Annotated in this window: 24 protein-coding genes and 1 tRNA gene; 9 read left to right on the forward strand and 16 right to left on the reverse strand. The window is 65.9% G+C overall.

Annotation, left to right across the window (positions count from 1 at the left end; translation table 11 throughout):
* Positions 1-88 precede the first annotated feature (88 nt).
* From argB to PYV00_RS02200, 6 genes are all read left to right on the forward strand, one after another.
* On the forward strand, positions 89-988 hold the full coding sequence (gene argB, locus PYV00_RS02175) for an acetylglutamate kinase (protein WP_275226618.1): 900 nt from the start codon (positions 89-91) through the stop codon (positions 986-988).
* A 56-nt stretch (positions 989-1044) separates the two neighbouring features.
* Entirely contained in the window at positions 1045-1599 is a 555-nt protein-coding gene (locus PYV00_RS02180; protein WP_275226619.1) for a hypothetical protein, read from the forward strand.
* 94 nt (positions 1600-1693) lie between these two features.
* Positions 1694-1987, forward strand: a complete 294-nt coding sequence (locus PYV00_RS02185) for a YggT family protein (RefSeq protein WP_275226620.1) — start codon at positions 1694-1696, stop codon at positions 1985-1987.
* A gap of 7 nt (positions 1988-1994) precedes the next feature.
* Complete coding sequence (gene folD, locus PYV00_RS02190) at positions 1995-2903, forward strand: bifunctional methylenetetrahydrofolate dehydrogenase/methenyltetrahydrofolate cyclohydrolase FolD (RefSeq protein WP_275226621.1); 909 nt, start codon at positions 1995-1997, stop codon at positions 2901-2903.
* Positions 2903-3634: a hypothetical protein gene (locus tag PYV00_RS02195; RefSeq protein ID WP_275226622.1), complete on the forward strand. Its 732-nt coding sequence runs from the start codon at positions 2903-2905 to the stop codon at positions 3632-3634. The genes folD and PYV00_RS02195 overlap by 1 nt, the downstream gene beginning before the upstream one ends.
* A 10-nt stretch (positions 3635-3644) precedes the next feature.
* The gene (locus PYV00_RS02200; protein ID WP_275226623.1) at positions 3645-4268 is read left to right on the forward strand and encodes a MarC family protein; all 624 of its coding nucleotides are present in this window, start codon (positions 3645-3647) and stop codon (positions 4266-4268) included.
* A 17-nt stretch (positions 4269-4285) separates the two neighbouring features.
* Here PYV00_RS02200 and PYV00_RS02205 read toward each other — a convergent pair whose 3' ends face one another.
* Together PYV00_RS02205 and PYV00_RS02210 are read right to left on the reverse strand one after the other, a co-directional pair.
* Entirely contained in the window at positions 4286-4900 is a 615-nt protein-coding gene (locus PYV00_RS02205) for an LON peptidase substrate-binding domain-containing protein (protein WP_275226624.1), read from the reverse strand.
* 3 nt (positions 4901-4903) lie between these two features.
* Positions 4904-5803, reverse strand: a complete 900-nt coding sequence (locus tag PYV00_RS02210) for a tetratricopeptide repeat protein (protein WP_275226638.1) — start codon at positions 5801-5803, stop codon at positions 4904-4906.
* Positions 5804-6019: 216 nt separating this feature from the next.
* Between PYV00_RS02210 and PYV00_RS02215 the strand changes: the two genes are divergently transcribed.
* A tRNA-Gly gene (locus PYV00_RS02215) sits at positions 6020-6094 on the forward strand.
* Between the two features lie 456 nt (positions 6095-6550).
* Here the strand turns inward: PYV00_RS02215 and PYV00_RS02220 are convergent.
* The 14 genes from PYV00_RS02220 to PYV00_RS02285 form a co-directional block, all read right to left on the reverse strand.
* Positions 6551-6802: a helix-turn-helix transcriptional regulator gene (locus tag PYV00_RS02220; RefSeq protein ID WP_275226625.1), complete on the reverse strand. Its 252-nt coding sequence runs from the start codon at positions 6800-6802 to the stop codon at positions 6551-6553.
* The gene (locus PYV00_RS02225) at positions 6795-7016 is read right to left on the reverse strand and encodes a DUF2274 domain-containing protein (RefSeq protein ID WP_275226626.1); all 222 of its coding nucleotides are present in this window, start codon (positions 7014-7016) and stop codon (positions 6795-6797) included. Before PYV00_RS02225 ends, PYV00_RS02220 begins: the two co-directional genes overlap by 8 nt.
* Before the next feature lie 10 nt (positions 7017-7026).
* The gene (locus tag PYV00_RS02230) at positions 7027-8247 is read right to left on the reverse strand and encodes a TrbI/VirB10 family protein (RefSeq protein ID WP_275226627.1); all 1221 of its coding nucleotides are present in this window, start codon (positions 8245-8247) and stop codon (positions 7027-7029) included.
* On the reverse strand, positions 8244-9086 hold the full coding sequence (trbG, locus tag PYV00_RS02235) for a P-type conjugative transfer protein TrbG (RefSeq protein ID WP_275226628.1): 843 nt from the start codon (positions 9084-9086) through the stop codon (positions 8244-8246). The genes PYV00_RS02230 and trbG overlap by 4 nt, the downstream gene beginning before the upstream one ends.
* Positions 9083-9883, reverse strand: a complete 801-nt coding sequence (gene trbF / locus PYV00_RS02240; protein WP_275226629.1) for a conjugal transfer protein TrbF — start codon at positions 9881-9883, stop codon at positions 9083-9085. Before trbF ends, trbG begins: the two co-directional genes overlap by 4 nt.
* 19 nt (positions 9884-9902) lie before the next feature.
* Complete coding sequence (gene trbL / locus PYV00_RS02245; RefSeq protein WP_275226630.1) at positions 9903-11207, reverse strand: P-type conjugative transfer protein TrbL; 1305 nt, start codon at positions 11205-11207, stop codon at positions 9903-9905.
* 108 nt (positions 11208-11315) lie between these two features.
* Positions 11316-12062, reverse strand: coding sequence for a P-type conjugative transfer protein TrbJ (gene trbJ / locus PYV00_RS02250; RefSeq protein ID WP_275226631.1), 747 nt, complete (start codon positions 12060-12062; stop codon positions 11316-11318).
* Positions 12063-12068: 6 nt separating this feature from the next.
* Complete coding sequence (gene trbE, locus PYV00_RS02255) at positions 12069-14507, reverse strand: conjugal transfer protein TrbE (RefSeq protein ID WP_275226632.1); 2439 nt, start codon at positions 14505-14507, stop codon at positions 12069-12071.
* A complete protein-coding gene (locus tag PYV00_RS02260; protein WP_033964516.1) occupies positions 14501-14761 on the reverse strand; it encodes a VirB3 family type IV secretion system protein in 261 nt (86 codons plus the stop codon). The genes trbE and PYV00_RS02260 overlap by 7 nt, the downstream gene beginning before the upstream one ends.
* Positions 14758-15093 (reverse strand): TrbC/VirB2 family protein, encoded by a 336-nt coding sequence (locus tag PYV00_RS02265; RefSeq protein ID WP_209515550.1) that lies wholly within the window; start codon positions 15091-15093, stop codon positions 14758-14760. Before PYV00_RS02265 ends, PYV00_RS02260 begins: the two co-directional genes overlap by 4 nt.
* Position 15094: 1 nt before the next feature.
* Positions 15095-16093, reverse strand: coding sequence for a P-type conjugative transfer ATPase TrbB (trbB, locus tag PYV00_RS02270; RefSeq protein WP_275226633.1), 999 nt, complete (start codon positions 16091-16093; stop codon positions 15095-15097).
* Positions 16093-16497, reverse strand: coding sequence for a CopG family transcriptional regulator (locus PYV00_RS02275; protein ID WP_137785124.1), 405 nt, complete (start codon positions 16495-16497; stop codon positions 16093-16095). The genes trbB and PYV00_RS02275 overlap by 1 nt, the downstream gene beginning before the upstream one ends.
* A 7-nt stretch (positions 16498-16504) precedes the next feature.
* Positions 16505-18529, reverse strand: a complete 2025-nt coding sequence (locus PYV00_RS02280) for a conjugal transfer protein TraG (protein ID WP_275226634.1) — start codon at positions 18527-18529, stop codon at positions 16505-16507.
* A 355-nt stretch (positions 18530-18884) separates the two neighbouring features.
* Positions 18885-19868 (reverse strand): HEPN domain-containing protein, encoded by a 984-nt coding sequence (locus PYV00_RS02285; protein WP_275226635.1) that lies wholly within the window; start codon positions 19866-19868, stop codon positions 18885-18887.
* A gap of 145 nt (positions 19869-20013) precedes the next feature.
* On the opposite strand from PYV00_RS02285, the gene PYV00_RS02290 reads away from it, so the two are divergent.
* Positions 20014-21243, forward strand: a complete 1230-nt coding sequence (locus PYV00_RS02290; RefSeq protein WP_275226636.1) for a Fic family protein — start codon at positions 20014-20016, stop codon at positions 21241-21243.
* A 23-nt stretch (positions 21244-21266) separates the two neighbouring features.
* Positions 21267-22088 carry a nuclease-related domain-containing protein gene (locus PYV00_RS02295; protein ID WP_275226637.1) on the forward strand — a complete coding sequence of 274 codons (822 nt, stop codon included), beginning with the start codon at positions 21267-21269 and terminating at the stop codon, positions 22086-22088.
* The last annotated feature ends 31 nt before the right edge of the window (positions 22089-22119 follow it).

Below are 22119 nucleotides of genomic sequence, written 5' to 3' on the forward strand. Positions count from 1 at the left end.
GTTTCCCAACCGACTCTCCACCGGCCAAGGGCCGAAACGGCGATGTAAAGACTTGCACAAAGCGCATCGGCTCGCGAGAGAGGCGACCATGTCGAATCCTCACGATCCCGCGCTGCTCGCCAGGGCCGCCACGCTCGTCGATGCGCTTCCCTATATGCAGCGCTACGCCGGTCGCACTTTCGTCGTGAAATATGGCGGCCATGCCATGGGCGATCCCGAACTCGCCAACGATTTCGCCGAGGACGTGGTCCTGTTGAAAGCGGTGGGGATCAATCCGGTGGTGGTCCACGGCGGCGGCCCGCAGATCGGCGCGATGCTGAAGACCATGGGCGTCGAATCGCGCTTCGTCGACGGCTTGCGCGTGACCGATGCGCAGACCGCGCAAGTGGCCGAAATGGTCCTGTCGGGCGCGATCAACAAGGAGATCGTCGGCTGGATCGCCCGCGCCGGGGGCAAGGCCATGGGGCTTTCGGGCAAGGATGGCGGCCTCGTCACCGCCCGCAAGGTGACGCGCGCCAGCAAGGACCCGGACAGCAATATCGAAAAGGTCGTCGATCTCGGCTTCGTGGGCGAGCCTGACCGGATCGACACCAGCGTGATCGAGACGATCTCGGCCGCGGGCATGATCCCGGTGATCGCGCCGATCGCGCCGGGCGAGGATGGCCAGACCTACAATATCAACGCCGATACCATGGCCGGCGCGATCGCCGCCGCGCTCAACGCCGCGCGGCTGTTCCTGCTGACCGACGTTTCGGGCGTGCTCGACAAGCAGGGCGAGCTGCTGACCGACCTTCGGCCGTCCGACATCAGCCGGCTGCAGCAGGACGGGACCATTTCGGGCGGGATGATTCCCAAGCTGGAAACCTGCGTTCACGCCGTGGAAGCCGGGTGCGAGGCGGCCGTCGTGCTTGACGGACGAGTCTCACATGCCATGTTGCTTGAAATATTCACGCAGGAAGGCGCCGGTACGCTCATCAGGGCGGATTAGGCATCGCGCTTTCGCAAACGGGGGGAACCGTTCAACTGAAGGGTGCTTGTTCGACTATGGATTACCGTGCCGTACTGACAGCCGCGACATCCTGCTGCGCCCTGTTCCTGGCGTCGTGCGGCAGCGAGCCCGATGCCGCGCCCGACTCGGTCGAGGCGACCGCCACCGTGGCGGCCGAGGATACGCCGGCGATCGAACCCTCGGACATGGCCAGCGGCGCGGCAGCGGGCGGTGTCGCCGCCGCGCTCGATGTCGAGGCGCTGAAGGAGCATCGCGATCCCGAACGGCTGCTGCGCTATTACACCAATGCCATCCGGCTGGGCGACTGGCAGGCTGCTGCCCGCGCCTGGAGCCTGGACGCGCAGATGACCCCCGAACGGCTGGAAGCGGAATTCGGCGGCGATGCCGGCCCCAAGATCGCCGTGGGCAAGGGCGATACCGAAGGCGCGGCCGGCTCGCTCTATTACGAGGCGCCGGTGGTGATCGATTTCGCCGACGGGCGCGAATCGCGGCGCGGCACGATCGTGCTGCGCCGGGTCAACGACGTGCCCGGCGCGACCGAGGAACAGCTCGACTGGCGTATCGAGCGCAGCAGCACGCTTCCGCAGTAACCGCGGGCGGGCCGGGAAGGATCGTCCCGGCCTTGCCGCACGGCTTCGCGCCCGGTATCAGCGGGCGCAACCACCCCGCGTGAAAGGCTGATCCTTGCTGTTCTACACCCTGTTCGAGATAGTCGGCTATCTCATCTCGATCATCGTCATGCTGGTGATCGTGCAGTTCGTGTTGAGCCTGCTCATCTCGTTCAACGTCGTCAACATTTCGAACCAGTTCGTCGATGCGGTCTGGCGGGCGGTGAACGCGCTGCTCGATCCGATCCTCAAGCCGATCCGGCGGCTGATGCCCAATACCGGCGCGATCGACTTTTCGCCGCTGGTGCTGATCGTCGGGCTGGAGATCGTGCGGATCGTCCTGCGCAACCTCGCCTACGCGACGATGTAGGCCCGGCATGAACGACACAGCGGTTATCGACACCATCATCGACGGCAAGGCCTTTGCCGAGGGCTTGCGCGGGCGCGTCGCCGGCGTGGCCGCGCGGTTCGCGGCGGCGGCGGGGCGCCAGGCGGGTCTTGCGGTCGTGCTGGTCGGCGAGGATCCGGCCAGCCAGGTCTACGTGCGCTCCAAGGGCAAGCAGACCGTGGCCTGCGGCATGGCCAGCTTCGAGCACAAGCTGCCGGCCGATACGGCCGAGGCCGATCTGCTGGCGCTGGTGGCCCGGCTCAATGCCGATCCGGCGGTGGACGGCATCCTCGTGCAATTGCCGCTGCCCGGCCACATGGACGAGCGGCGCGTGATCGCCGCGATCAACCCGGACAAGGATGTGGATGGCTTCCACGTCATCAACGCCGGGCGGCTCGCCGTCGGCCTGCCGGGCTTCGTGCCGTGCACCCCGCTGGGCTGCCTGATGCTGCTGAAGGACCGGCTCGACTCGCTCGCGGGACTCGACGCGGTGGTGATCGGCCGGTCGAACATCGTCGGCAAGCCGATGGCGCAATTGCTGCTGGGCGAAAGCTGCACGGTCACGATCGCGCATTCGCGCACGCGGGACTTGCCCGATGTGGTGCGCCGCGCCGACATCGTCGTTGCCGCCGTGGGCCGGCCCGAGATGATCAGGGGGGACTGGATCAAGCCGGGCGCCACCGTGATCGATGTCGGCATCAATCGCGTGCCCGGTGCCGAGGAAGGCAAGACGCGACTGGTCGGCGATGTCGATTTCGCCGGGGCCAGCAAAGTCGCGGGGGCGATCACGCCGGTGCCGGGCGGCGTCGGCCCGATGACCATCGCCGTCCTCCTGCGCAACACGCTGGTCGCCGCGCACCGCAACGCCGGGCTCGCGCTTGACGAGGCCACGCTCTGATGCAGCGCCGGGCGCCGCTGCTGCTGGCGCTCGCGGCCCTCGCCGTGGCGAGCGGCGCGCATGGGCAGGGACGGCCGCGTGGCGGGCCTTGGGGCGGCGGGCGGCCCTATGCCAATCCCAGCGCGATCGTCGCGGCGGAAATCGCCTTCAACCGGCTCGCGCAGGAAAAGGGCCAGTGGACCGCGTTCCGCGAATTCGCCGCCGAGGATGCGGTGATGTTCGTGCCGCAGCCGGTCAACGCGCGCGGCTGGCTGAAAGGGCGGGCCAATCCGCCGGCCTCGGTGCGCTGGCAGCCGGGCGCGGTGTGGATGAGCTGCGACGGCTCGCTCGCGCTCAGCAAGGGCGCGTGGCAGCGGCCCGATGGCTCGACCGGCTATTTCACCACGATCTGGCGGCGCAACAAGAAGGACGCCTACGAGTGGATTCTCGACCAGGGCGATGCGCTGGCCCAGCCGCTCGATACGCCTGACATGATCGCCGGCACGGTCGCCGATTGCGACGCGGCGCGGCGCGGGCCGCCGCCGGGCGGCGGCAAGGTGAAGTTCGCGCCGGCCGCGCCGGGGCCGCTGGCGCCGGGGGCGAGTGGCGGCGGCGCCTCGCTCGACGGCACGCTGAGCTATGCCTACAGTGTCGGCCCCGACAACGGGCGTACGCTCACCGTCAGCCTGCGCAAGAACGGGGCGATGGAACAAGTGCTCGACAGCCGGGTCGCGCCCGGGCCGGCAAGCTGAGCGGCGCCGCGTGTACGACTTGTTCATCTCCGCCTTCGTCACGCTGTTCGTGGTGATCGATCCGCCCGGCTGCGCGCCGATCTTCGCCGGGCTGACCGGCGGCGCCACGCCCGCCCACGCCCGGGCCATGGCGGTGCGCGCTTGCCTGATCGCGGGCGCCATCCTTGTCGTCTTCGCGTTGTTCGGCGAGCATTTGCTGGCCGCCCTGCATATCGAGCTGAACAGCTTCCGTATCGCCGGCGGCATCATGCTGTTCCTCATCGCGCTCGACATGGTGTTCGAAAAGCGCACCCAGCGGCGCGAGGAGCGAGTCGAGAAGATCAAGGCCACGCCCGAGGTGGAGGACGTTTCGGTCTTCCCCATGGCCATGCCGATGCTGGCCGGGCCGGGCTCGATCGCCACGGTCATGCTGCTGATGTCGCGCGCCGAGGGCACGCCGGCCACGCTGGTGATCCTGGCCGCGCTGGCGGCGGTACTGGCGCTTTCGATGGTCGCGCTGATCGCGGCGCTGCCGCTGATGCGCTTGCTGGGCAACAAGGTGGAAGCGGTGATCACGCGCCTGCTGGGCGTGCTGCTCGCCGCGCTGGCGGCGCAATACGTTATCGACGGCTTGCGCGAGGCGATCCCGGCCTGATCTGATCCCGGCCTGATCTATTGCAGGGTGGCAGTGCCTTCGTCGTCGGCGTCGCCACGCCGGCCGAAGAACTGCATGAGTTGAACCAGCAGCTCGCAGCGCGATGACAGGTCGGGCGTTTCCAGCAGCGCCTGCTTCGATGCCGGATCGAACGGCGCGATCTGCGACACCCCGTTGATCAGCGAAACGTCATCCAGCCGCGAGACCTGGTCCCAGTCGACACTATAACCCTGCGCATCGGCGAAGCGCATCGCCTCGCGCTCGAACCCCGCGCGCTCGATCGGGGCGAGCACTTCGTCGCCCGGCTCGCCCAGCAGCTCGCCTTCCACCTGGCGAAACGGCGTCGTCACGTCCAGCTCGCGCAGCACGCGAAAGCGCGCTTCGCCTTCCAGGATGATGTTGAACCGCCCGTCTTCCAGCGCCTCCACCTCGCCGATCCGGCCCAGGCAGCCGATCTCGAACAGCGGCGCGCCTTCGTGCGGGCGCTGTGGCTGGATCATGCCGATCCGCCGGTCGCGCACCAGCGCATCGCTCACCATCGCGCGATAGCGCGGCTCGAAGATATGCAGCGGCAATTGCAGGCCCGGATAAAGCACCACGCCCGGCAGCGGGAAGATCGAGATCCGGGCCACGGATCAGCCGAACAGGATGGTCGAAAGCCGCCGCCGCGTCGCCGCGACCCACGGGTCTTCAAGGCCGATCGCCTCGAACATCTGCAGCAGCTTGGCGCGCGCGGCGCCTTCGTTCCACGCGCGATCGGCCGCGATCATCGCCAGCAGCGTGTCGGCCGCGGCATCGCGCTCGCCCGCGGCGAAGGCCGCGCCGGCAAAGGCGAACTGCGCGTCCATGTCCGCCGGCCGTTCGGCGGCGGCGGCGCGCAGCGCGGCCAGCTCGCTGTCGTCGGGCCGGTCCTTCGCCAGCTCCAGCGCGGCGCGCGCGCGCTCGATCCGCGCATCGGCCGCCAGCCCCGGATCGAGCATCGCGAGCGCGGCCTCGGCTTCCTCGACATGGCCGGCCAGCACCAGCGCGCGGATCAGGCCGGCGTGCGCCTCGGCATTGTCGGGCGCCATTTCGGCGATCTGGGCGAAAATGCCGGCGGCGCGCTCGCCGTCGCCGCTGGCCAGCACGTCCTCGCCCATGGCCAGCAGCGGCGCGAGATCGGGCGCCGCGGCATCGCCGGCCTCGACCGGCAGCTTGGCCAGAAGCTGGTCCAGCACCGAGCGAAGCTGCGATTCGCTGCGGGCATTGGTCAGGTCGGCCACGGGCTGCCCCTGGAACAGCGCATAGACCGTGGGGATCGAGCGGACCTGGAACTGCGAGGCGATGAACTGTTCCTCATCGACATTGATCTTGGCCAGGACCACGCCCTTGTCGGCATATTCGGCCGCGACCTTTTCCAGCACCGGCGTCAGCGCCTTGCACGGCCCGCACCATTCCGCCCAGAAATCGAGAATGACGAGCTTGGTCATCGAGGGTTCGGCGACCTCCTGGCGGAATCGATCCACCGCTTTCTGCTCGTCGAGGCTGAGACCCATGCTGGCCAAGGCGGATGCTCCCTATCCGTAACGTCGTTGGGCGCTCAATTTGGGGGTTTCGCAGGATTTGTGAAGGGCGAACGCACCCATTTGCACAAGGACCGGACATTCCTTTCGATAAATTGCGATTCCCCCTTGCAGCCCACAAGGACCGATGCTAACCGCGCGCCTCACCCCGGCCCGCCAGCCAATCGCAGCGGGCCGCAATCGTCGAGAGCGGGCGTAGCTCAGGGGTAGAGCACAACCTTGCCAAGGTTGGGGTCGAGGGTTCGAATCCCTTCGCCCGCTCCAGTTTCTCCAGTAAAATCATATACTTAGAAACTGGTCGCCGCGGCGAGGTTGCCCGCGAGAACGGCTGGTCCGCACATGGTCCGCACGCCAAATCATGGTCGCGGGCGCTGACCCCACAAAAAAAGATTCACCTCGGGGCCACTGGTGAAGTGCCAGCCGCCCCAGTTTCGCGATGCGTCAGAGACAGGTGCAACCCGGCAGCATCGACCGGCCGGCTGTGCATTCGCGCGCCGGAAGCACCTTCCTCTCGTGTTGCAGTGGGATACATCAAACGCGATCATCCGACTGATGTCAGCGTGCATGTGCCGGTCTCGTCTTCTAGACGTGATGGATGTCCTTCGGTCCCTCGATCTCAGCGATCGGTCAAAGCGAGCATTGCTGGACTTGCCGACGAACGATTAGGCCTTCGCACAACCTACCAAGGTCCGTCGGTCCGCTGAAGGCCACGAACCGTCATCAGTTGGTGGGTGGGTGTTTCCATGCGGCATCGGAAGTCGAATTGCATCTGCGCTGGGCCGCCCACGCTTCCAGTTCGTCGGCCGCGTACATCACGCGACGGCCGAACTTGCGAAACTGTGGCCCGCCGCCCACCACGCGAAGCTTTTCTAGCGTCCGCGGCGAAAGGTTCAGATATTCCGCCGCCTGCCCGTTCGACAGAAATGGTGATGGTCGTGGCGGCAGATGAGGCAGATCGTGGTGATCAGGCACCTTTGCGCACTCCCCTCTTCTGGAATGCAGGGTCGCTCTCCAGAAATCCCGAGAGCATTGCCGGAATCAGCTCGGCGATCGTTTCTTTCTGCCCATAGGTTTCGGCATAGAGCGCGGCGTAATCGGCAAGCGCCTGATGCAGCTCCGGCAGAACGGAGATCGTCAGCTTCACGGGTTTGCGATCGGGCAGCTTGCCGAGTTTCAGTTCGGCCATGACTTTCCTCCTATTCTTTCCAGCGAGTCAAAATGAGATCGCGATGTACGACCAGCCTGACCGGGGCGCCGGGGCGGATCGTGATGGTCGGTTGGATTTGAAGATTGCGAGAGGTGATCTGATCGCCGGCGCGGGACACATTCTGCTGGGTGGATTCGCGGATCGCCTGGACGAGATCGCTCTCTCCGGAGAAGGTCACGTTCGCACCCACGCCAAGCAGGGTCGAAATCGCGACGCCCTTGAGCAGCGCCCAGGTGTGGAAATCGACTTTATCGGCAAGCCCCGCATAGCCTGACGGGTCGGTCGCGGGCACGTTGTCGAGCCGGATCGAACTGCCGTCGGGCAAGATGATCCGCTGCCACACGACCAGCGCGCGCTTCTGCCCGAAGGCGACCACGCTGTCGTAACTGCCGATCAGTCGCGCGCCCTGCGGAATGAGAAGAATGCTGCCCGTCGCGCTGTCGAAGACCTGCTCTGTGACCTGGGCGGTGACCAGGCCGGGAAGGTCGGACCTGAGCCCGGTGATCAGGCTCGCTGCGATGACGCTGCCAGCGGACAGCATGTCCGGCGACGCCGGTGGACTCAACCGATGCTCGTTTACGTCGCCGCCGGTGTCGCGCGCCGCGACGAAATCGGCCTTGCGCTGCTGGGCATTGGGATCGCGATCTGGATCGATCGCGAGCCGGTCCCTCTCCGCAGCCGTTACCGGGGGAGAAGATGGTGTCGCATCCGCGCTGCGGGTCGGATCGGCGCGGTTGCCGGATTGCACCAGCAATCCCGACTCGCGCGCCGCCTTCAGCTCCGCCGCGCGCCGATCGCGTTCGGTCGCGGCGGCCTGGTCCGCGCGCCCGGTATCGCCGCCCGTCGGCGCGATGCCCATTGCACGCTGATGATCGAGGATTGGCCGGCCGAGGTCGCCCGGCAATGGTGGTCCAAGCTTGGGCACGTCGCCATAGCTGCCCGGCAGTCCGCTCAGTGTATCGGCCGGTGCCTTCGCCGCGACCGTCTGGTCGTCGGCTTGTCCAGCGAGGTGCAGCGCGGAAGGCCGCAGCGCGACCCAGGCTGTCGCGATCAGGCTGACCGAACCAAGCGCCGCGATCGCCACCACGGCGCCCCGCTTGAAACGGATCGCGCGCGCCGGCTGGGCGCGAAGCGCCAGCGTTTCCGGGTCCACCTTGCCCGGTGCGGCGGGGGCTTCTGACGCCGATGGAGCTGCCGCCTCGACGGTCATGATCCCCTCCGCTTGGGCGCGCCTTCCGCCACCCGGCTGATGCGGACGATCTGCTGGTGCTTCGTACCGAGGCGAAGTTCGGCGACGTCGAAGATGCGATCCACGACATAGAAGCGGCCCTTGACGCGATAGTTGACGAGCTGGGCCTCGCCTTTCCCGTCCACCAGGAAAATCGGCGGCGCCTCGCCGACCGCCAGCGTCGCCGGGAACTCGATGAAGGTCTGGCGCCCGTCGTCGAAAGCACGAAACGGCCGCCAGGCCGGTCGATCGCCCGATACGGCATAGTTGAAATGGAGCTGCTCGACCTCGATCCCGGCCGCCACCGGAGCCGCCGCCTCGGTCGCCGCGGCGGCGCGCTTCAGTGCGATCAGCGCATCCTGGGGATAGGTCCAGGAGAGCGCGGCCATCGCCGTCTTTGCCATGCTGGTCAGCGCGACATGATAACTGCGCCGATCGGTCGTGATCACCAGGTTGGTGGAAAGGCCGGCGCTGAACGGCTTGATCAGCACATGGGTTCGCTTCTCCGTGCCCGACCCGCTGGTGGTATCACCGATCACCCAGCGCACCGTGTCGCCACTGGCCACGGCAACCAGCGTTTCGCCCGGTTGAAGCGCGATGTCCGTCACCCGCTCGGGCGCGGTGATGACATGATAGATCGCGCCGTCGGCGAACGGATAGATCTGCACGGCGTTGATAAAGCCCTGCGCGATAGGTTCGATCGTCGCTGCGCGGTTGGCGGCGGCGACCGGCGTGGTTTTGTGCGTGGTCGCCTTTGCGGGTTGGGCAGCAAGGATCAGGCAAGGCGCCATCAGCGCGGCGGCTGCGAGAGTTCGGGTCATGGCTGGGTCTCCGTATTGACGGTCGGTTGAGCGGCAAGGTTCGGGTCGAGCGGCGAGCCGAGCGGCACGTTGCTGGGGGGCAACACGGTGCGCGGGGGTGCGGTCGACGCCGCAGGCTCGAGTTCGCGGCTCCAGTCGATTGCGTCGATGTAGATGCCGAGCGGGTTCTTCCGGAGCGTGTCGGCCGATACCGGCGGCTTGGTCAGGATCGTCAGGATTCCGGTCCAGTGAGAGGAGCCAGCCTCGCTCCCACGCTCATAGACCGTCTCGGTCCACTTGACCTGGAAGGAGCGATCCGATGCGCGGACGACGCTGGTCACCTGGACTGACACCGTGCGCTCGCCGATCCTGGCGAAGGGGTCCGCAGCCCGGGCATAGTCGCCAAGGAACTGGCTCCCTCGCGTGGTGGCGAAGTCATAGGCGGACAGCCAATCGCGGCGCATCAGCACCGGGTCGAGCGAGACCCTGCGGACATTCTCGATGAACTTCGCCAGATGCCACGCGATCTGGGGATCAGTCGGGTGATAGCCCGCTTCGGCCTCGGTCACGGCCCGGGCCTCCCCAAGGCGATCGACCTCGACGACATAGGGCGTGACCCGGCTCTGCAGCGACTGCCAGATGAGCGCGCCCGACATGGCGGTCGACAGCGACAGCGTGCCGAACGCCATCAGGCGCCAGTTACGGGCCTGGACACGGGCCGACCCGATGCGGTCGTCCCAGGCCTGGCCGGCGCGTTGATAGGGCGTCTCGGGCTCGGGCGTCTGCGCGTAGCGCTGGACGGCGCGCTTAAAGAACATGGGGCTTGAAGATCATGGCTCAATCTTCCCTTTCCTTGATGTCGGGGGTGGCGGAGGCGCCGCCGCGATCGCCCTGCTGGAGAGTGTGCAGCGCGACTTGACGGTGGTGGCGAGCGGTCTGCTGCGCGCGCAGCGAGCGTGCCCAGGACGGCGCGCCATCGCTGCCGGCGTCCGGAGCTGATCCTTTAGAACCGGCGCCGCCATTGAGCGCAGACCAGGCGGCGTCGCGGCCGCGCTCGGCGGCTTCCGACAATCCCAGCGCCGCCGATGCCTTCTGGCGGACCGCATTGCCGGCCGCCTGCGCCATGCCGCCGATGCCGGCACCGACGCTCGAAGATCCGGCTGCGGTCTGGCCGAGTTGGTAAGAGGCCGAAGCCGCCGATCCCATCGAGGTGCCGGCGCGGATCGCACCCAATGCGCTGCCTCCGATCGCGCGCGCCGCGCCCATCGTGGCGCCGCCGGCAAGCATGGTGACGCCCGCCGCGCCGACGGCTGTACCGAGCGCGGCGCCTGCCCCCAGTTGTGGCGCGCCGGCGACGAGGCCCGAGGCGATGCCGGGGCCGAAGATCCCGAGGCCGAAAAGCGAGAGCGCGCCGAGCGTCAGGCTCATCGCGGCGCCGAGATCGGGTTCCTGCCCCTGCATCGATGTCGTGAACTCGGCGAAGAAATTGGAGCCGATGCCGACGATCACGGCGAGCACCATGACCTTGATACCCGACGAGACGACGTTGCCGAGCACGCGTTCGGCCAGGAAGCTGGTGCGATACCAGAGCGCGAAGGGCACGAGGATGAAGCCGGCCAGCGAGGTCAATTTGAACTCGATGATCGTCACGAACATCTGCACGGCGAGGATGAAGAAGGCGAGGATGACGATCACCCAGGCGAACAGCAGCACCGCGATCGTCAGGAAATTCTCGAAGAAGCTGACGAACCCCATCATGCTCGACGCCTGCTGGAGCAGCGGCCACGCGGCCGAGAATCCGGTCGAGGCGACGCGGCCGGGCCTGAGCAGATCGTCCGCCGACAGGGTTCCGCCCCCGGCGGTGAGGCCGGCTTGCGCGAAGGACTTGAAGATGATGTCGGCAAGGGTCGAGAAGCTGTTCAGGATGAACGCGAACGCGCCGATGTAGAGGATCTTCTTGATGAAGCGGCCGATGACATTGTCTTCGCCGCCCATTGCCCAGAACAGGCCAGCCAGCGTGATGTCGATGCCGATCAGGGTCGCGGTCAGGAAGTGGACGTCGCCGCCCAGCAGCCCGAACCCGCTGTCGATATAGCGGATGAAGGCCTGCATGAACCGGTCGATGACGCTGAGGTCGTTCACGTAACTTTTCCATCAAGAGGGGTGCCGCGGGGAGCGCAAGGGGAGCATCACGCCCCCCGCGGCGACGGCGGCGGGAGGCGAAACCGCCGCCGCCTGGCCGGCGTCCGACTACTGGGGCGTGTAGGCGGAGCCGGTACCGAGGAACTTCGTCGTGGCGGCCCGTCCTTCGGCCTCCGCCTGGGCGCGGCGGGCCGCTTCGGTGGCTTCGGCGCGGTATTGGGCCGCCATCAGGTTCTGGATCTGGAACTGCTGCTTGGCGGTCAGCGCGAGCAACTGGTTGGTCGCCTGTTGCGCCTGGAGCGAACCTTGTGCTCCCTGGCTCTGCGCAACGATGCCGCTCATTGCATTTGCGTCGGCCTGGACGTTCGCGACCACTTGGGACTGGACGCCCATCGTCTGCCGGTACCCGGCCATTGCGGCATCGAGCCGCGCGTTCGCATCGATCACGCGCTGGTTGGTGGTCAGTGCCTGGTTGAAGTCGTTCGGAAACAGGCGGCTGAACTGCTGGTCGAGGCCGTCGATCCGGAAATCGATCCCCTGGGCCTGCGCCATCAGCCGGTCGATCGCTTGCAGGTTCTGGGTGAGTTGCTGAAGCTGGGGGAAATCGATGCGAGTCAGGTTCTTCGCCTGGTTGGTCAACATCTGCGCTTCGTTCTGGAGCGACTGGATCTGGTTGTTGATCTGCTGGAGGGTTCGCGCGGCGGTGAGCAGGTTCTGGCTGTAGTTGCTCGGATCGAACACGGTGAACTGCGCATGGGCGGGCACACTCGGCACGATCAGTGCACAGGCCAGCGAACCGATGGCTCCGGCCCCGAGCGCGGTCGCGATCAGATATTTGCGGGTTGGGATACGCATCACTCTTTACTCCTTGGCTTGGGGGGCGGTAAAATCGGCGAGGAGATCGGCAGCCCAGTCGAGGCCGGCCCCTTCAAGGAAGCGGGCCGCGAAATCTTCGGGGCCGTGCTCGGCCAGCAGAGCTTCGATGCGCGCCTGGGTCGCGGGATCGGAGGCGCCGCACAGCGCCAGCGCAATCGGGCCGAGGCCCAGTTCGAACAGGCGGTTGCCGCGGGCGGATTGCAGATAATAATGCCGCTTGGGGGTGGCGCGGCTGACCAGCTCGATCTGGCGGTCGTTGAGCCCGAACCGCTCATAGGCGGCGCGCGACTGCGGTTCGATGGCCCGGTCGTTGGGAAGCAATATGCGCTGCGGGCAGCTTTCGATGATGGCGGGCGCGATGCTGCTGTCGGCGATGTCCGCAAGGCTCTGCGTCGCGAACAGCACCGCGACATTCTTTTTTCGCAGCGTCTTCAGCCATTCGCGGATGCGCGCGGCGAAGAGCGGATGGTCGAGGAAGATCCACGCTTCGTCGAGCACCAGCAATGTCGGCCGGCCGTCAAAGCGGTCCTCGAGCCGGTGGAACAGATAGGTCAGCACCGGGGCGACCACGCCGGCCTGTCCCATGAGCGACTCGGTCTCGAAACACTGGACGTCGGCGAGCGCGAGATTCTGCTCGGCCGCATCAAGGAGGCGGCCATAGGGGCCGTCGAGCGTATAGGCGGTAAGCGCGGTGCGCAGCGCATTGGACTGGAGCAGCATGGCGAGCCCGGTCAGCGTGCGCTCCTCCGGGGGCGCCGATGCGAGACTGCCCAGCGCCGACCAGACGGCGTCCTTTACCTCAGGGGTGACGATGACCTTCTCGTGCGCCAGCAGCGCCGCGATCCATTCCGCCGCCCAGCTCCGCTCGCTGGCATCGTCGATGCGGCGGAGCGGCTGGAACGCGAGGGTGTCGCCACTGTCCGCGCCGAGGCCGAGGGCATGATGCGCGCCGCCCATCGCCAGCACCGCCGCGCGTGCCGAATAGCCCTTGTCGAAGATGTAGAGTTGGGAGCCGGCATAGCGCCGGAACTGCAGCGCGATCAGCGCCAGCAGCACCGACTTGCCCGCGCCGGTGGGGCCGACGACGAGCATGTGCCCGACATCGCCGACATGGGTCGAGAGGCGAAATGGCGTCGATCCGCTGGTCTGCGCATAGAGCAGCGGCGGGCCGCCGAGGTGCCGGTTTTCCGTCGGGCCTGCCCAGACGGACGACAGCGGCATGAGATGGGCAAGGTTGAGCGTATGGACCAGCGGCTGGCGCACATTGGCGTAGGCCTGGCCGGGTAGCGACGACAGCCACGCCTCGACCGCGTTGACGCCCTCGCGCAGGCAAGTGAAGCCGAGGCCGTTGACGATCCGCTCGACCGCGCGGACTTTGTCTTCGGCACGATTACGGTCTGCGTCCGACACCGTGATCGTCGTGGTCAGATAGCCGAAGGCGACGTGATCGCCACCGAGCGCCTGGAGCGCAAGATCGGCATCGACCACCTTGTTGTCGGCGTCGGTGTCGAGGAGCTGGACGGGCTGGTTGTACATCACCTCGCGCAGCAGCGCGGTGATCGATTTGCGCTTGTTGAACCATTGGCGCCTGATCTTGGTCAGCGCCTTGGTCGCGTCGGTCTTGTCGAGCGCGATGAAGCGCGTGACCCAGCGGTAGCCGAAATCCTGGTGGTTGAGCGCATCGAGGATGCCGGGCCGGCTGACGTTCGGAAAACCGAGCACGGTCAGCGTGCGCAGATGGCGGCCCCCAAGCATGGGCTCCAGCCCGCCGACCAGCGGCGTGTCGGCGAGCAGTGCATCGAGATAGATCGGTGTCTCCGGCACGGCGACCGGATGACGGCGGCTTGAAATGGTGCCGTGGAGATAGGTCAGCGTCTCGGCGTCGCTCAAGGGCCGCGCCTCGGGCATGAAGCCCGACAGGAGGTCGAGCACACGATCGGTCTCGGCGATGAAGCCGGCGAGGCCGGCGTGCCAGTCCCGCCCTTTCGCGTCGTCAGGCCGCTCGACCAGCGTCCGTCCCGCCGCGTCGCTGCTGTCGGCGGGCGGCAGCCAGACCAGCGTGCCGTGGAAGCGGCTTTCGAAATGCTGACCCTCGGCTTCGAACCCGGCTCGCCGCTCCTGCTCGACCAGCCACGACGCAGGATCGGGAAAGGCGCTCTCGGGATAACCGAGCGCCTCGCGCCGTTCGGCCTCGAAAAACAAGGCCCAGCCCGAGCCGAGCCGCTTGAGGACATTATTGGCGCGCGCGCAGGCCGACACCAGTTCGGCCTCGGTCGCGCTTTCGAGATCGGGACCGCGAAAGGCGAAGCTGCGCTGGAAGCTGCCGTCCTTGTTGAGGATGACGCCGGGCGCGACCAAAGCTGCCCATGGCAGATGGTCGGTGAGCCGATCGGCGCGCGACCGGTATTCCGCGAGGTTCAGCATGCCAGATATCCTTTCTGGCGCAGATGGCGGAGCAGCACGGGCACGAAGTCCGGATCGCGGCGGGCCGCGAACACCGCGATGCTGTGGCCGATCGCCCAGATCGCGATCCCGACCAGCCATTGCTGCAGACCCAGCCCGACCGCGGCCGCGATCGTGCCGTTGACGATCGCGATGCCGCGCGGCGCGCCACCCAGCAGGATGGCTTGCCCCAGGCTGGCGTGGATCGGCGCCTCGAATCCCTCGATGTGGCTCACGCGACGAGCGCCCCGCCGCCGAAGCTGAAGAAGGACAGGAAGAAGCTCGACGCGGCGAACGCGATCGACAGGCCGAAGATGATCTGGATGAGTTTGCGAAAACCCCCGGCGGTCTCGCCGAATGCGAGTGCCAGCCCTGTGGAAATGATGATCAACACCGCGACGATCTTGGCGACCGGTCCCTGCACCGATTCCAGCACCTGCTGGAGCGGCTGTTCCCACGGCATGCCCGCACCGCTCGCATAAGCGCGGCTGGTCATGGTGATCGACAGGCCGAGCATCAGCCCGGTGACGAAGAAGCGGTCGCGGTTGGGAATACGAAAGATGGTCATGTCAGTCTCCTTCACGGTCAGGGGTCAGGGTCGGGGTGAGATCGACGACGGCGTAGCCGCCGTCGGGGTCGAGCCCGGCGACGCGGGCGATCGTCTCGATGCGCCGCGCGGTGCCGCGCCCGGCGATGAAGACGATCATGTCGATGGCCTCGGCAACCAGGCGGCGCGGTACGGTGACCACGGCCTCCTGGATGAGCTGCTCGATCCGGTAGAGAGCGGACGCGGCGCTGTTGGCGTGGACGGTCGCGATCCCGCCGGGATGGCCGGTGTTCCAGGCCTTGAGCATGTCGAGCGCCTCGCCGCCGCGCACCTCGCCGACGATGATGCGATCGGGTCGAAGGCGCAGCGTCGAGCGCACGAGATCGCCCATGGTGACGGCGCCGGGTCGGGTCCTGAGCGCAACCGTGTCGCGCGCCGGCGATTGCAGTTCGCGGGTGTCTTCGATGAGGATTACCCGCTCATCGAGATGCGCCATCTCGGCGAGCAGCGCGTTGGCGAGCGTCGTCTTGCCCGAACTGGTCCCGCCGGCGACGAGGATGTTGCGGCGGTCGACGACGGCGAGCGACAGCAGGCGTGCGGCCTCCGCCGACATGATGCCGTCGGTCACATAGTCCATCAGCGTATAGATCCGCGCCGCCGGTTTGCGGATTGAAAAGCAGGGAGCGGTTGATACGGGCGGCAGGATACCCTCGAACCGCTCGCCCGCGCCGGTGCCGAGTGGCGGCAGTTCGGCCGACACGATGGGCTTGTCCCCGTGCACCTCGGACCGGACATGGGATGCCACCAGCCGGATGATCCGCTCGACCTGGGGCGCATCGAGCTTAACGTCGGTATCGACACGGCCTTCGCCGAGGATATCGACGCGCAGCGCGCCGTCGGGATTGACCATGATCTCGATCACCCGCGGGTCGGCGAGCGCGGCGGCAATCGCCGGCCCCATCGCGGTGCGCAGCATGGCGCGGCGGCGTTCCGCAGAGACGCTTGTCGTCTGAGCGGACATCACGATGCGCCTCCAGCGGGGTCGATAGGCGCCAGCGTGCGGGTGCCGCCGGCGATGTGGCGGCCGACCTGCGAGACGAACGCCTCGAAACGATCCCGACCGATGGCGCGGGCTGCGGCATCGGCTTCGGGCAATGGCGCCGTCACCATCAACTGGTAGCGGACGAACAGCGACAGGCTTTCCAGCAGCACGTCGATGTCGCGCCGCGCGCCGGCGAGTTCGCGTGTCAGGCGGTCGAGGCGAACCTTGAGGAGGTCGTCGATTTCCTTGGTCCCCCGGCGCGCCAGCCAGTCTTTCAGCGCATCGTTGACGAGGTGGCTCTTGTTGCCGCGCGGACCGGCGGCGAGCGCTTCCAGCGCATCGCTGAGTTCGCGGTCGATATAGAGGTTCTGGCGGATCTTCATCGCGACCTCAGAAATCCGGTATGAGGTCGCGCTTCGCGCCCTCGTTGATGGCATGCCCCCGGACGACGGCGTTCTGCCCTTGCGCCTGGTCCATGGCGCGCTTGTCGGCGGCGACATCGTCGTCATCGGGCACGATCTGGGGATCGCGCGTTTCAGCAGAGTCGGTTGCCTTGGAAACCTGTTCGGGAAGGCCGGGATGGCGCTGCTGCTGCATGCCGCCATCATCCTCGCCGCCTGCGGCGTCCTCCGTCTGGTGTAGGCGGTCGTCGGTGCTGCGTACCTGGTTGGACCAGTCGTCGGCGCGCGACTTCGGCCGATCGGCGTACTGGCCCGACGCCAGTTTGGGTGCGGCAGCCACGCGCGTGGCGAAGTTGCGATCGCGAAAATAGCGCAGCTTGCGCGCGCGGATCGGCGCGAGCCCGGAGATGAGCACAAGCTCCTCGTCGGGCGAAAGCTGCATGACCTCGCCCGGCGTCAGGAGCTGGCGAGCGGTCTCCTGGCGGCTGACCATGACGTGGGCGAGCCAGGGCGCGAGCCGGTGGCCGGCATAGTTGCGCATGGCGCGCTGCTCGGTCGCGGTGCCGAGCGCGTCGGAAATGCGCTTCGCGGTCCGCTCGTCATTGGTCGCGAAGGCAACCCGGACATGGCAATTGTCGAGAATGGCGTTGTGGTCGCCATACGCCTTTTCGATCTGGTTGAGGCTCTGCGCGATCAGGAAGGCGCGGATGCCGTAGCCGGCCATGAAGGCGAGGCTGGTCTCGAAGAAATCGAGACGGCCCAGCGCCGGAAACTCGTCGAGCATCATCAGGAGCTGGTGCCGGCGGGCAGAGGTTCCGGGCTGGTCGAGCCGCTCGGTGAGGCGGCGGCCGATCTGGTTGAGCACGAGGCGGATCAGCGGCTTGGTGCGGCTGATGTCCGATGGCGGGATGACGAGATAGAGCGAGATTGGCCGTTCGGCCTCGATCAGGTCGGCGATCCGCCAGTCGCAGCGCGAGGTGACCTCCGCGACGGTCGGATCGCGATAGAGGCCGAGGAAGGACATCGCGGTCGACAGCACGCCGGAGCGTTCATTTTCGCTCTTGTTGAGTAGCTCGCGCGCAGCGGACGCGACGACGGGATGGACCCTGGGGTTCTTGTCGTCGCCGAGATGATTGGTGGTCATCATCCGGCGCAGCGTGGCGACAAAGCTGCGCTGCGGATCGGACAGGAAGGTCGCAACCCGCGCGAGCGTCTTCTCCTCCTCGGCATATAGGACGTGGAGGATCGCACCCACCAGCAGCGAATGGCTGGTCTTCTCCCAGTGATTACGGCGTTCGAGCGCGCCTTCAGGATCGACCAGGATATCGGCGATGTTCTGGACGTCGCGCACCTCGTTGATGCCACGCCGGACCTCAAGCAGCGGATTATAATGCGCCGACGCGGCGTCAGTCGGATTGAACAGCAGGCAGTGCGAGAACCGCGCGCGCCAGCCGGCGGTCAGCGTCCAGTTCTCACCCTTGATGTCATGGACGACGGTTGAACCGGTCCAGGACAGCAAGGTCGGGACGACAAGGCCCACGCCCTTGCCCGATCGCGTTGGTGCGAACGCCATGATGTGCTCTGGGCCGTCATGGCGGAGATAGCGGCCAGCGAGCGTGCCGAGCATGACGCCGGCGTCGCGATGCAGCCCGGCGCGCTCGATCTCCCGGGGGCTTGCCCAGCGCGCCGATCCGTAGGTGGTGACGTTGCTCGACTGGCGCGCGCGCCACAGCGAGCCGAAGATCGCCGCCGCGCAGCCGACAAAGCCGCTGGCGCCGGCGAGCATGCCCGCCTTGTCGAAGACGATTGGGGCATAGGCATCATAGTGATACCACCAGCCAAACAGCGCCCAGGGATGATAGACCGGCACTGTGCCGAGCCGGAACCAGGGCAGCCCTAGTTCGGGCTGGTAGGCTAGCATCGCCGCCGCCCATTGCGTCGCGGCCCATACCCCCGCGATCACGAGTCCGAAGACGACAAGGATCTGGCCGATGAGCAATTTGGTGGGTGTCACGTCGGGGCTCCCGCCCGCCGGACAGGATCGGCTCGGGCGGATTCAGACTCGGTGACGGACAACGAAAACGGAACAGCGCTGATGGGTGCAGATGGGCTCGCGTCGGCCGGCTTTGGCCGAGAGGGGGAACCGGAAGCTATCGGGCAGGCGCCGTCCGACCTTCCTGAAGCGCGAATGATGTCAGTTTGATCCCGCTGCCACGTCGGTCAATCACGAGATCGATTTCCATTCAGCGTCGCGCATGACACCGTCAACGCTCTATACAAATCGATCTGGACGCTTGTGATGCTCTCCCGCCGTTCCGCACCGATGCTGTCAAAGCTATTCCGAGACAGCCCTCGGCAAATGGCAGCGCCTAGAGGCCCGCGTCGCTCCTGAGCGTTTCGATGCGCTCGCGAGATATTACCTCGACGATGTCGCGTAGCGAACGGACCGACTGCGATAGGGCGTCCAGATCGTCATTACCGATCTCGTAGCTGGCCGAATAGCGCGCCTCCACATACGCGCGCTTCAGAAGTTCGAAGCGACGGCGGTCAATTCGGGTCGCGCGCGGCCACGCCTGAATCAGCCGCGGCTCGCTGTCCTCGGCCAGCGACCGTAGGAATTTGATGTTGTGCGAGCGCGGAAAATAGAGCGTGCGGACGAGCAGAAAGCAGATGTAGGCCCGTTCCGTCGCCTGATGCAGCGTGAATGCCGCGTCCTTCCGCTTGCCCTTTTCGATGCAGAATTCAGCGATCTCTATCGCGTCATTCACTTTCGCAAGCCAGTCCGAGAAATAGGCATGTGCCATTTCGTATGCATCGGCGGCTGTCAGCGGTTGCGGCGTGGCAAGTGCGCTCCCGGGCAATTCGTAGAGAATGATCCCGTCACGGGCGATATCGACCCAGAAATACTCGCCGCGGTTCAGCGCCTGGTTCACCTCCTGCAGGGTATGGACGATGATGTTCACCGGCCGCGCGATCGCCGTATCCCGCAGGATCTTGTCCTCGGCGACGTACCAATAGTCGGCAATGTCGGTGAGATCGGGATGGCTGACGATGATCAGCAGGTCATAGTCGGACTGGTAGCCATTCTCGGGTTCGTCGACCCAATCGTCCCGCGCATAGCTGCCGAACAGGATGACCTTGAGGATCCGCCCGTTCTTCTTCCAAGGTTGGTTGGCGCGCGCCGTTGCCTCGGCGAACTCGCCCATCAGCAATTGCTTCGCCCGATCCAGTTCGCCTTGTTGGACCGAGGGCAGATGATCGACATCAGAACGCACGGCGGCGATTCTCGCGAGAGACCAGGCGCTTGGCAAGCCTTGACCGCGCGCATGGGCACGCCGATGGTGCCGCCTCACGCACGAGCGCAGCCTCGTAGATATCGAACACGCCAGCGTTTCACCCGGTCTTCTCCCTTATTTAAGCCCGCTTACCTTAGCCTGTTTGCTAATTAAGCCAAGAGCCAGTTGCTTAAATAAGAGACTCTCCGCATATTGGGTCCGCATGGTTGATCCCGAATCCAATCCGCGGCTGGGCCGCCTCGTCGAGACCCCCGTTGCGGGCGAGGTTGTCCGGGCCTTCGTACCACCGCCGCTTCCACCAGCGCCACCCATCGACGTGCTGGGCCTGCTCGACCGTCTCAGCCTGGCCGAGCGCGCATTGGGGCGCCTCGACGGCATCACCATGCTCCTGCCACGCCAGGAACTCTTTCTCTACATGTACGTGCGAAAGGAAGCGGTGCTGTCCTCCCAGATCGAGGGCACGCAATCGACCTTGTCGGACCTGCTCCGCTTCGAAACCGAGGCGCAGGCCGGACAGCCGATTGACGATATCCGCGAGGTTTCGAACTACGTCGACGCCATGATGTACGGTCTCGAACGGCTGGAAGAACTGCCACTGTCGCTTCGTCTTATCCGAGAGATGCACGAACGGCTGCTGCAAAGCGGCCGCGGCGGCACCAAGAGCCCCGGCGAATTCCGCCGTTCGCAGAATTGGATCGGCGGCACGCGGCCGGGCAACGCCCTGTTTGTCCCGCCACCGATCACCGAGCTGGATGGTTGCTTGGACGAGCTCGAACGCTTCATGCACGAGAGTGAGTCCCGGCTGCCAGCACTGATCAAGGCAGGTCTCCTCCACGTCCAGTTCGAGACGATTCACCCGTTCCTCGATGGCAATGGCCGCATCGGCCGTCTGCTGGTGACGCTGTATCTCTGCGTCAACGGCGTACTGCGCAAGCCACTGCTCTACCTCAGCCTGTATCTGAAAACCCACCGGACCGAGTATTATCGGCTGCTTCAAGAGGTGCGCGAGCATGGCGCATGGGAGGCTTGGTTGGACTTCTTCCTTGCCGGCGTCGCCGACACTGCCAACCAAGCTTTTGATGCCGCCACCCGCATAGTCGATCTTTTCAAGGACGATCGCGAACGCATTACGGTGGAGAGCGACCGTGCTGGTTCAGCGCTTCGGGTTCATGACCTTTTTCAGCAGAACCCGTTTCTCACCGCAAACCAACTTGTCGAACGGACGGGGCTCTCGGCGCCAACGGTCAATGCGGTGCTGGCAGACCTTGAACGCCTCGGCGTGGTCGATGAAATCACTGGCAAGAAGCGAGGACGGGTTTTCGGCTATCGTCGATATCTGGCCATTCTCAGCGAGGGCACGGAGCCGCTGTCATCCACGACGGCATCTCTGCCAATCGATGCTGTTGCGCCGGGTACGTTTGGAGCTAAGTAGTATTAAAATCGGGGGGAATTGGCTTGCGCGTTGTACATGTACCTTGCGGTCCGTTTGCCAATGCGAGCGAACTCAGGGCCTTCAACGCTATCGACCAAGAACTTCGTCGTACCGAAGGGCAGAACACTGCCTTCGTCTTGACCAACCTCACGCATCCAAATCCGCGTGGTCAGGCCGACGAAATTGACATTGTGATCATTGGCCCGGGCGGTGCCGTAGTCGTCGAGGTCAAGCACTGGGACGCTGCCGCGCTGCGACAGGGAGACCTGTCGGATCCTGCGGCCGAGCTGATTGTAGCGAAATCAAAGCGGATCGCGGGAAAGCTTCGTTCCGTCGATCCGCGCCTCGGATTTGTCCCTGCGGCATTTTTGTTCACGCGCGAAACCGGATCGCTTAAGCGTAACGGCCAGCTACCACGGCACGCAATGGGCGTTCTCGCCTATGGGCTAAAGGACGTTCCCGACCTTGTCGCCGGTCCCGGGGCGCCGGGGTCGGTAGATGGTAACAAGCTCGCGAATGCTTTGGCGGTCCGATATAATCTCGCCGATGCCGCTCGGCTCAAGCGATTGGGGCGCTTCGATGAGCTCCGTCTCCTGACCGACGAACAGGATCGCTTTCAGCGCATTTTCACCGCGCGCGATCCCTGGACGGGCGATCGTGTTCTTCTTCATACCTACGATCTATCGGCGGCGCCCCCCGGCGAGGCTCCAGCACTAACCGCGCGACGCGCCCGCCGTGAGTTCGATGTCATCCAGCGGTTTCAGAAATCACCATATCTGCCAAGCTTGGTTGATACGTGGCAGGCGCTTCCTGGCCTGCTGCCGGTTTGGTGGACACCGAGATAGGCTCATTTAGGCTACCCCAGCTTCTCGCTCG

The organism is Novosphingobium album (ex Liu et al. 2023), from assembly GCF_029076845.1.
Taxonomy (GTDB): Bacteria; Pseudomonadota; Alphaproteobacteria; order Sphingomonadales; family Sphingomonadaceae; genus Novosphingobium.

Excerpts from the sequence above, each read along its gene's own strand:
- argB (WP_275226618.1), top strand. The coding sequence starts at position 89 with ATGTCGAATCCTCACGATCCCGCGCTGCTCGCCAGGGCCGCCACGCTC.
- PYV00_RS02180 (WP_275226619.1), top strand. The coding sequence starts at position 1,045 with ATGGATTACCGTGCCGTACTGACAGCCGCGACATCCTGCTGCGCCCTG.
- folD (WP_275226621.1), top strand. The coding sequence starts at position 1,995 with ATGAACGACACAGCGGTTATCGACACCATCATCGACGGCAAGGCCTTT.
- PYV00_RS02195 (WP_275226622.1), top strand. The coding sequence starts at position 2,903 with ATGCAGCGCCGGGCGCCGCTGCTGCTGGCGCTCGCGGCCCTCGCCGTG.
- PYV00_RS02210 (WP_275226638.1), bottom strand. The coding sequence starts at position 5,803 with ATGGGTCTCAGCCTCGACGAGCAGAAAGCGGTGGATCGATTCCGCCAG.
- PYV00_RS02225 (WP_275226626.1), bottom strand. The coding sequence starts at position 7,016 with ATGGCCGAACTGAAACTCGGCAAGCTGCCCGATCGCAAACCCGTGAAG.
- PYV00_RS02230 (WP_275226627.1), bottom strand. The coding sequence starts at position 8,247 with ATGACCGTCGAGGCGGCAGCTCCATCGGCGTCAGAAGCCCCCGCCGCA.
- trbG (WP_275226628.1), bottom strand. The coding sequence starts at position 9,086 with ATGACCCGAACTCTCGCAGCCGCCGCGCTGATGGCGCCTTGCCTGATC.
- trbF (WP_275226629.1), bottom strand. The coding sequence starts at position 9,883 with ATGTTCTTTAAGCGCGCCGTCCAGCGCTACGCGCAGACGCCCGAGCCC.
- trbJ (WP_275226631.1), bottom strand. The coding sequence starts at position 12,062 with ATGCGTATCCCAACCCGCAAATATCTGATCGCGACCGCGCTCGGGGCC.
- trbE (WP_275226632.1), bottom strand. The coding sequence starts at position 14,507 with ATGCTGAACCTCGCGGAATACCGGTCGCGCGCCGATCGGCTCACCGAC.
- PYV00_RS02265 (WP_209515550.1), bottom strand. The coding sequence starts at position 15,093 with ATGACCATCTTTCGTATTCCCAACCGCGACCGCTTCTTCGTCACCGGG.
- trbB (WP_275226633.1), bottom strand. The coding sequence starts at position 16,093 with ATGTCCGCTCAGACGACAAGCGTCTCTGCGGAACGCCGCCGCGCCATG.
- PYV00_RS02275 (WP_137785124.1), bottom strand. The coding sequence starts at position 16,497 with ATGAAGATCCGCCAGAACCTCTATATCGACCGCGAACTCAGCGATGCG.
- PYV00_RS02290 (WP_275226636.1), top strand. The coding sequence starts at position 20,014 with ATGGTTGATCCCGAATCCAATCCGCGGCTGGGCCGCCTCGTCGAGACC.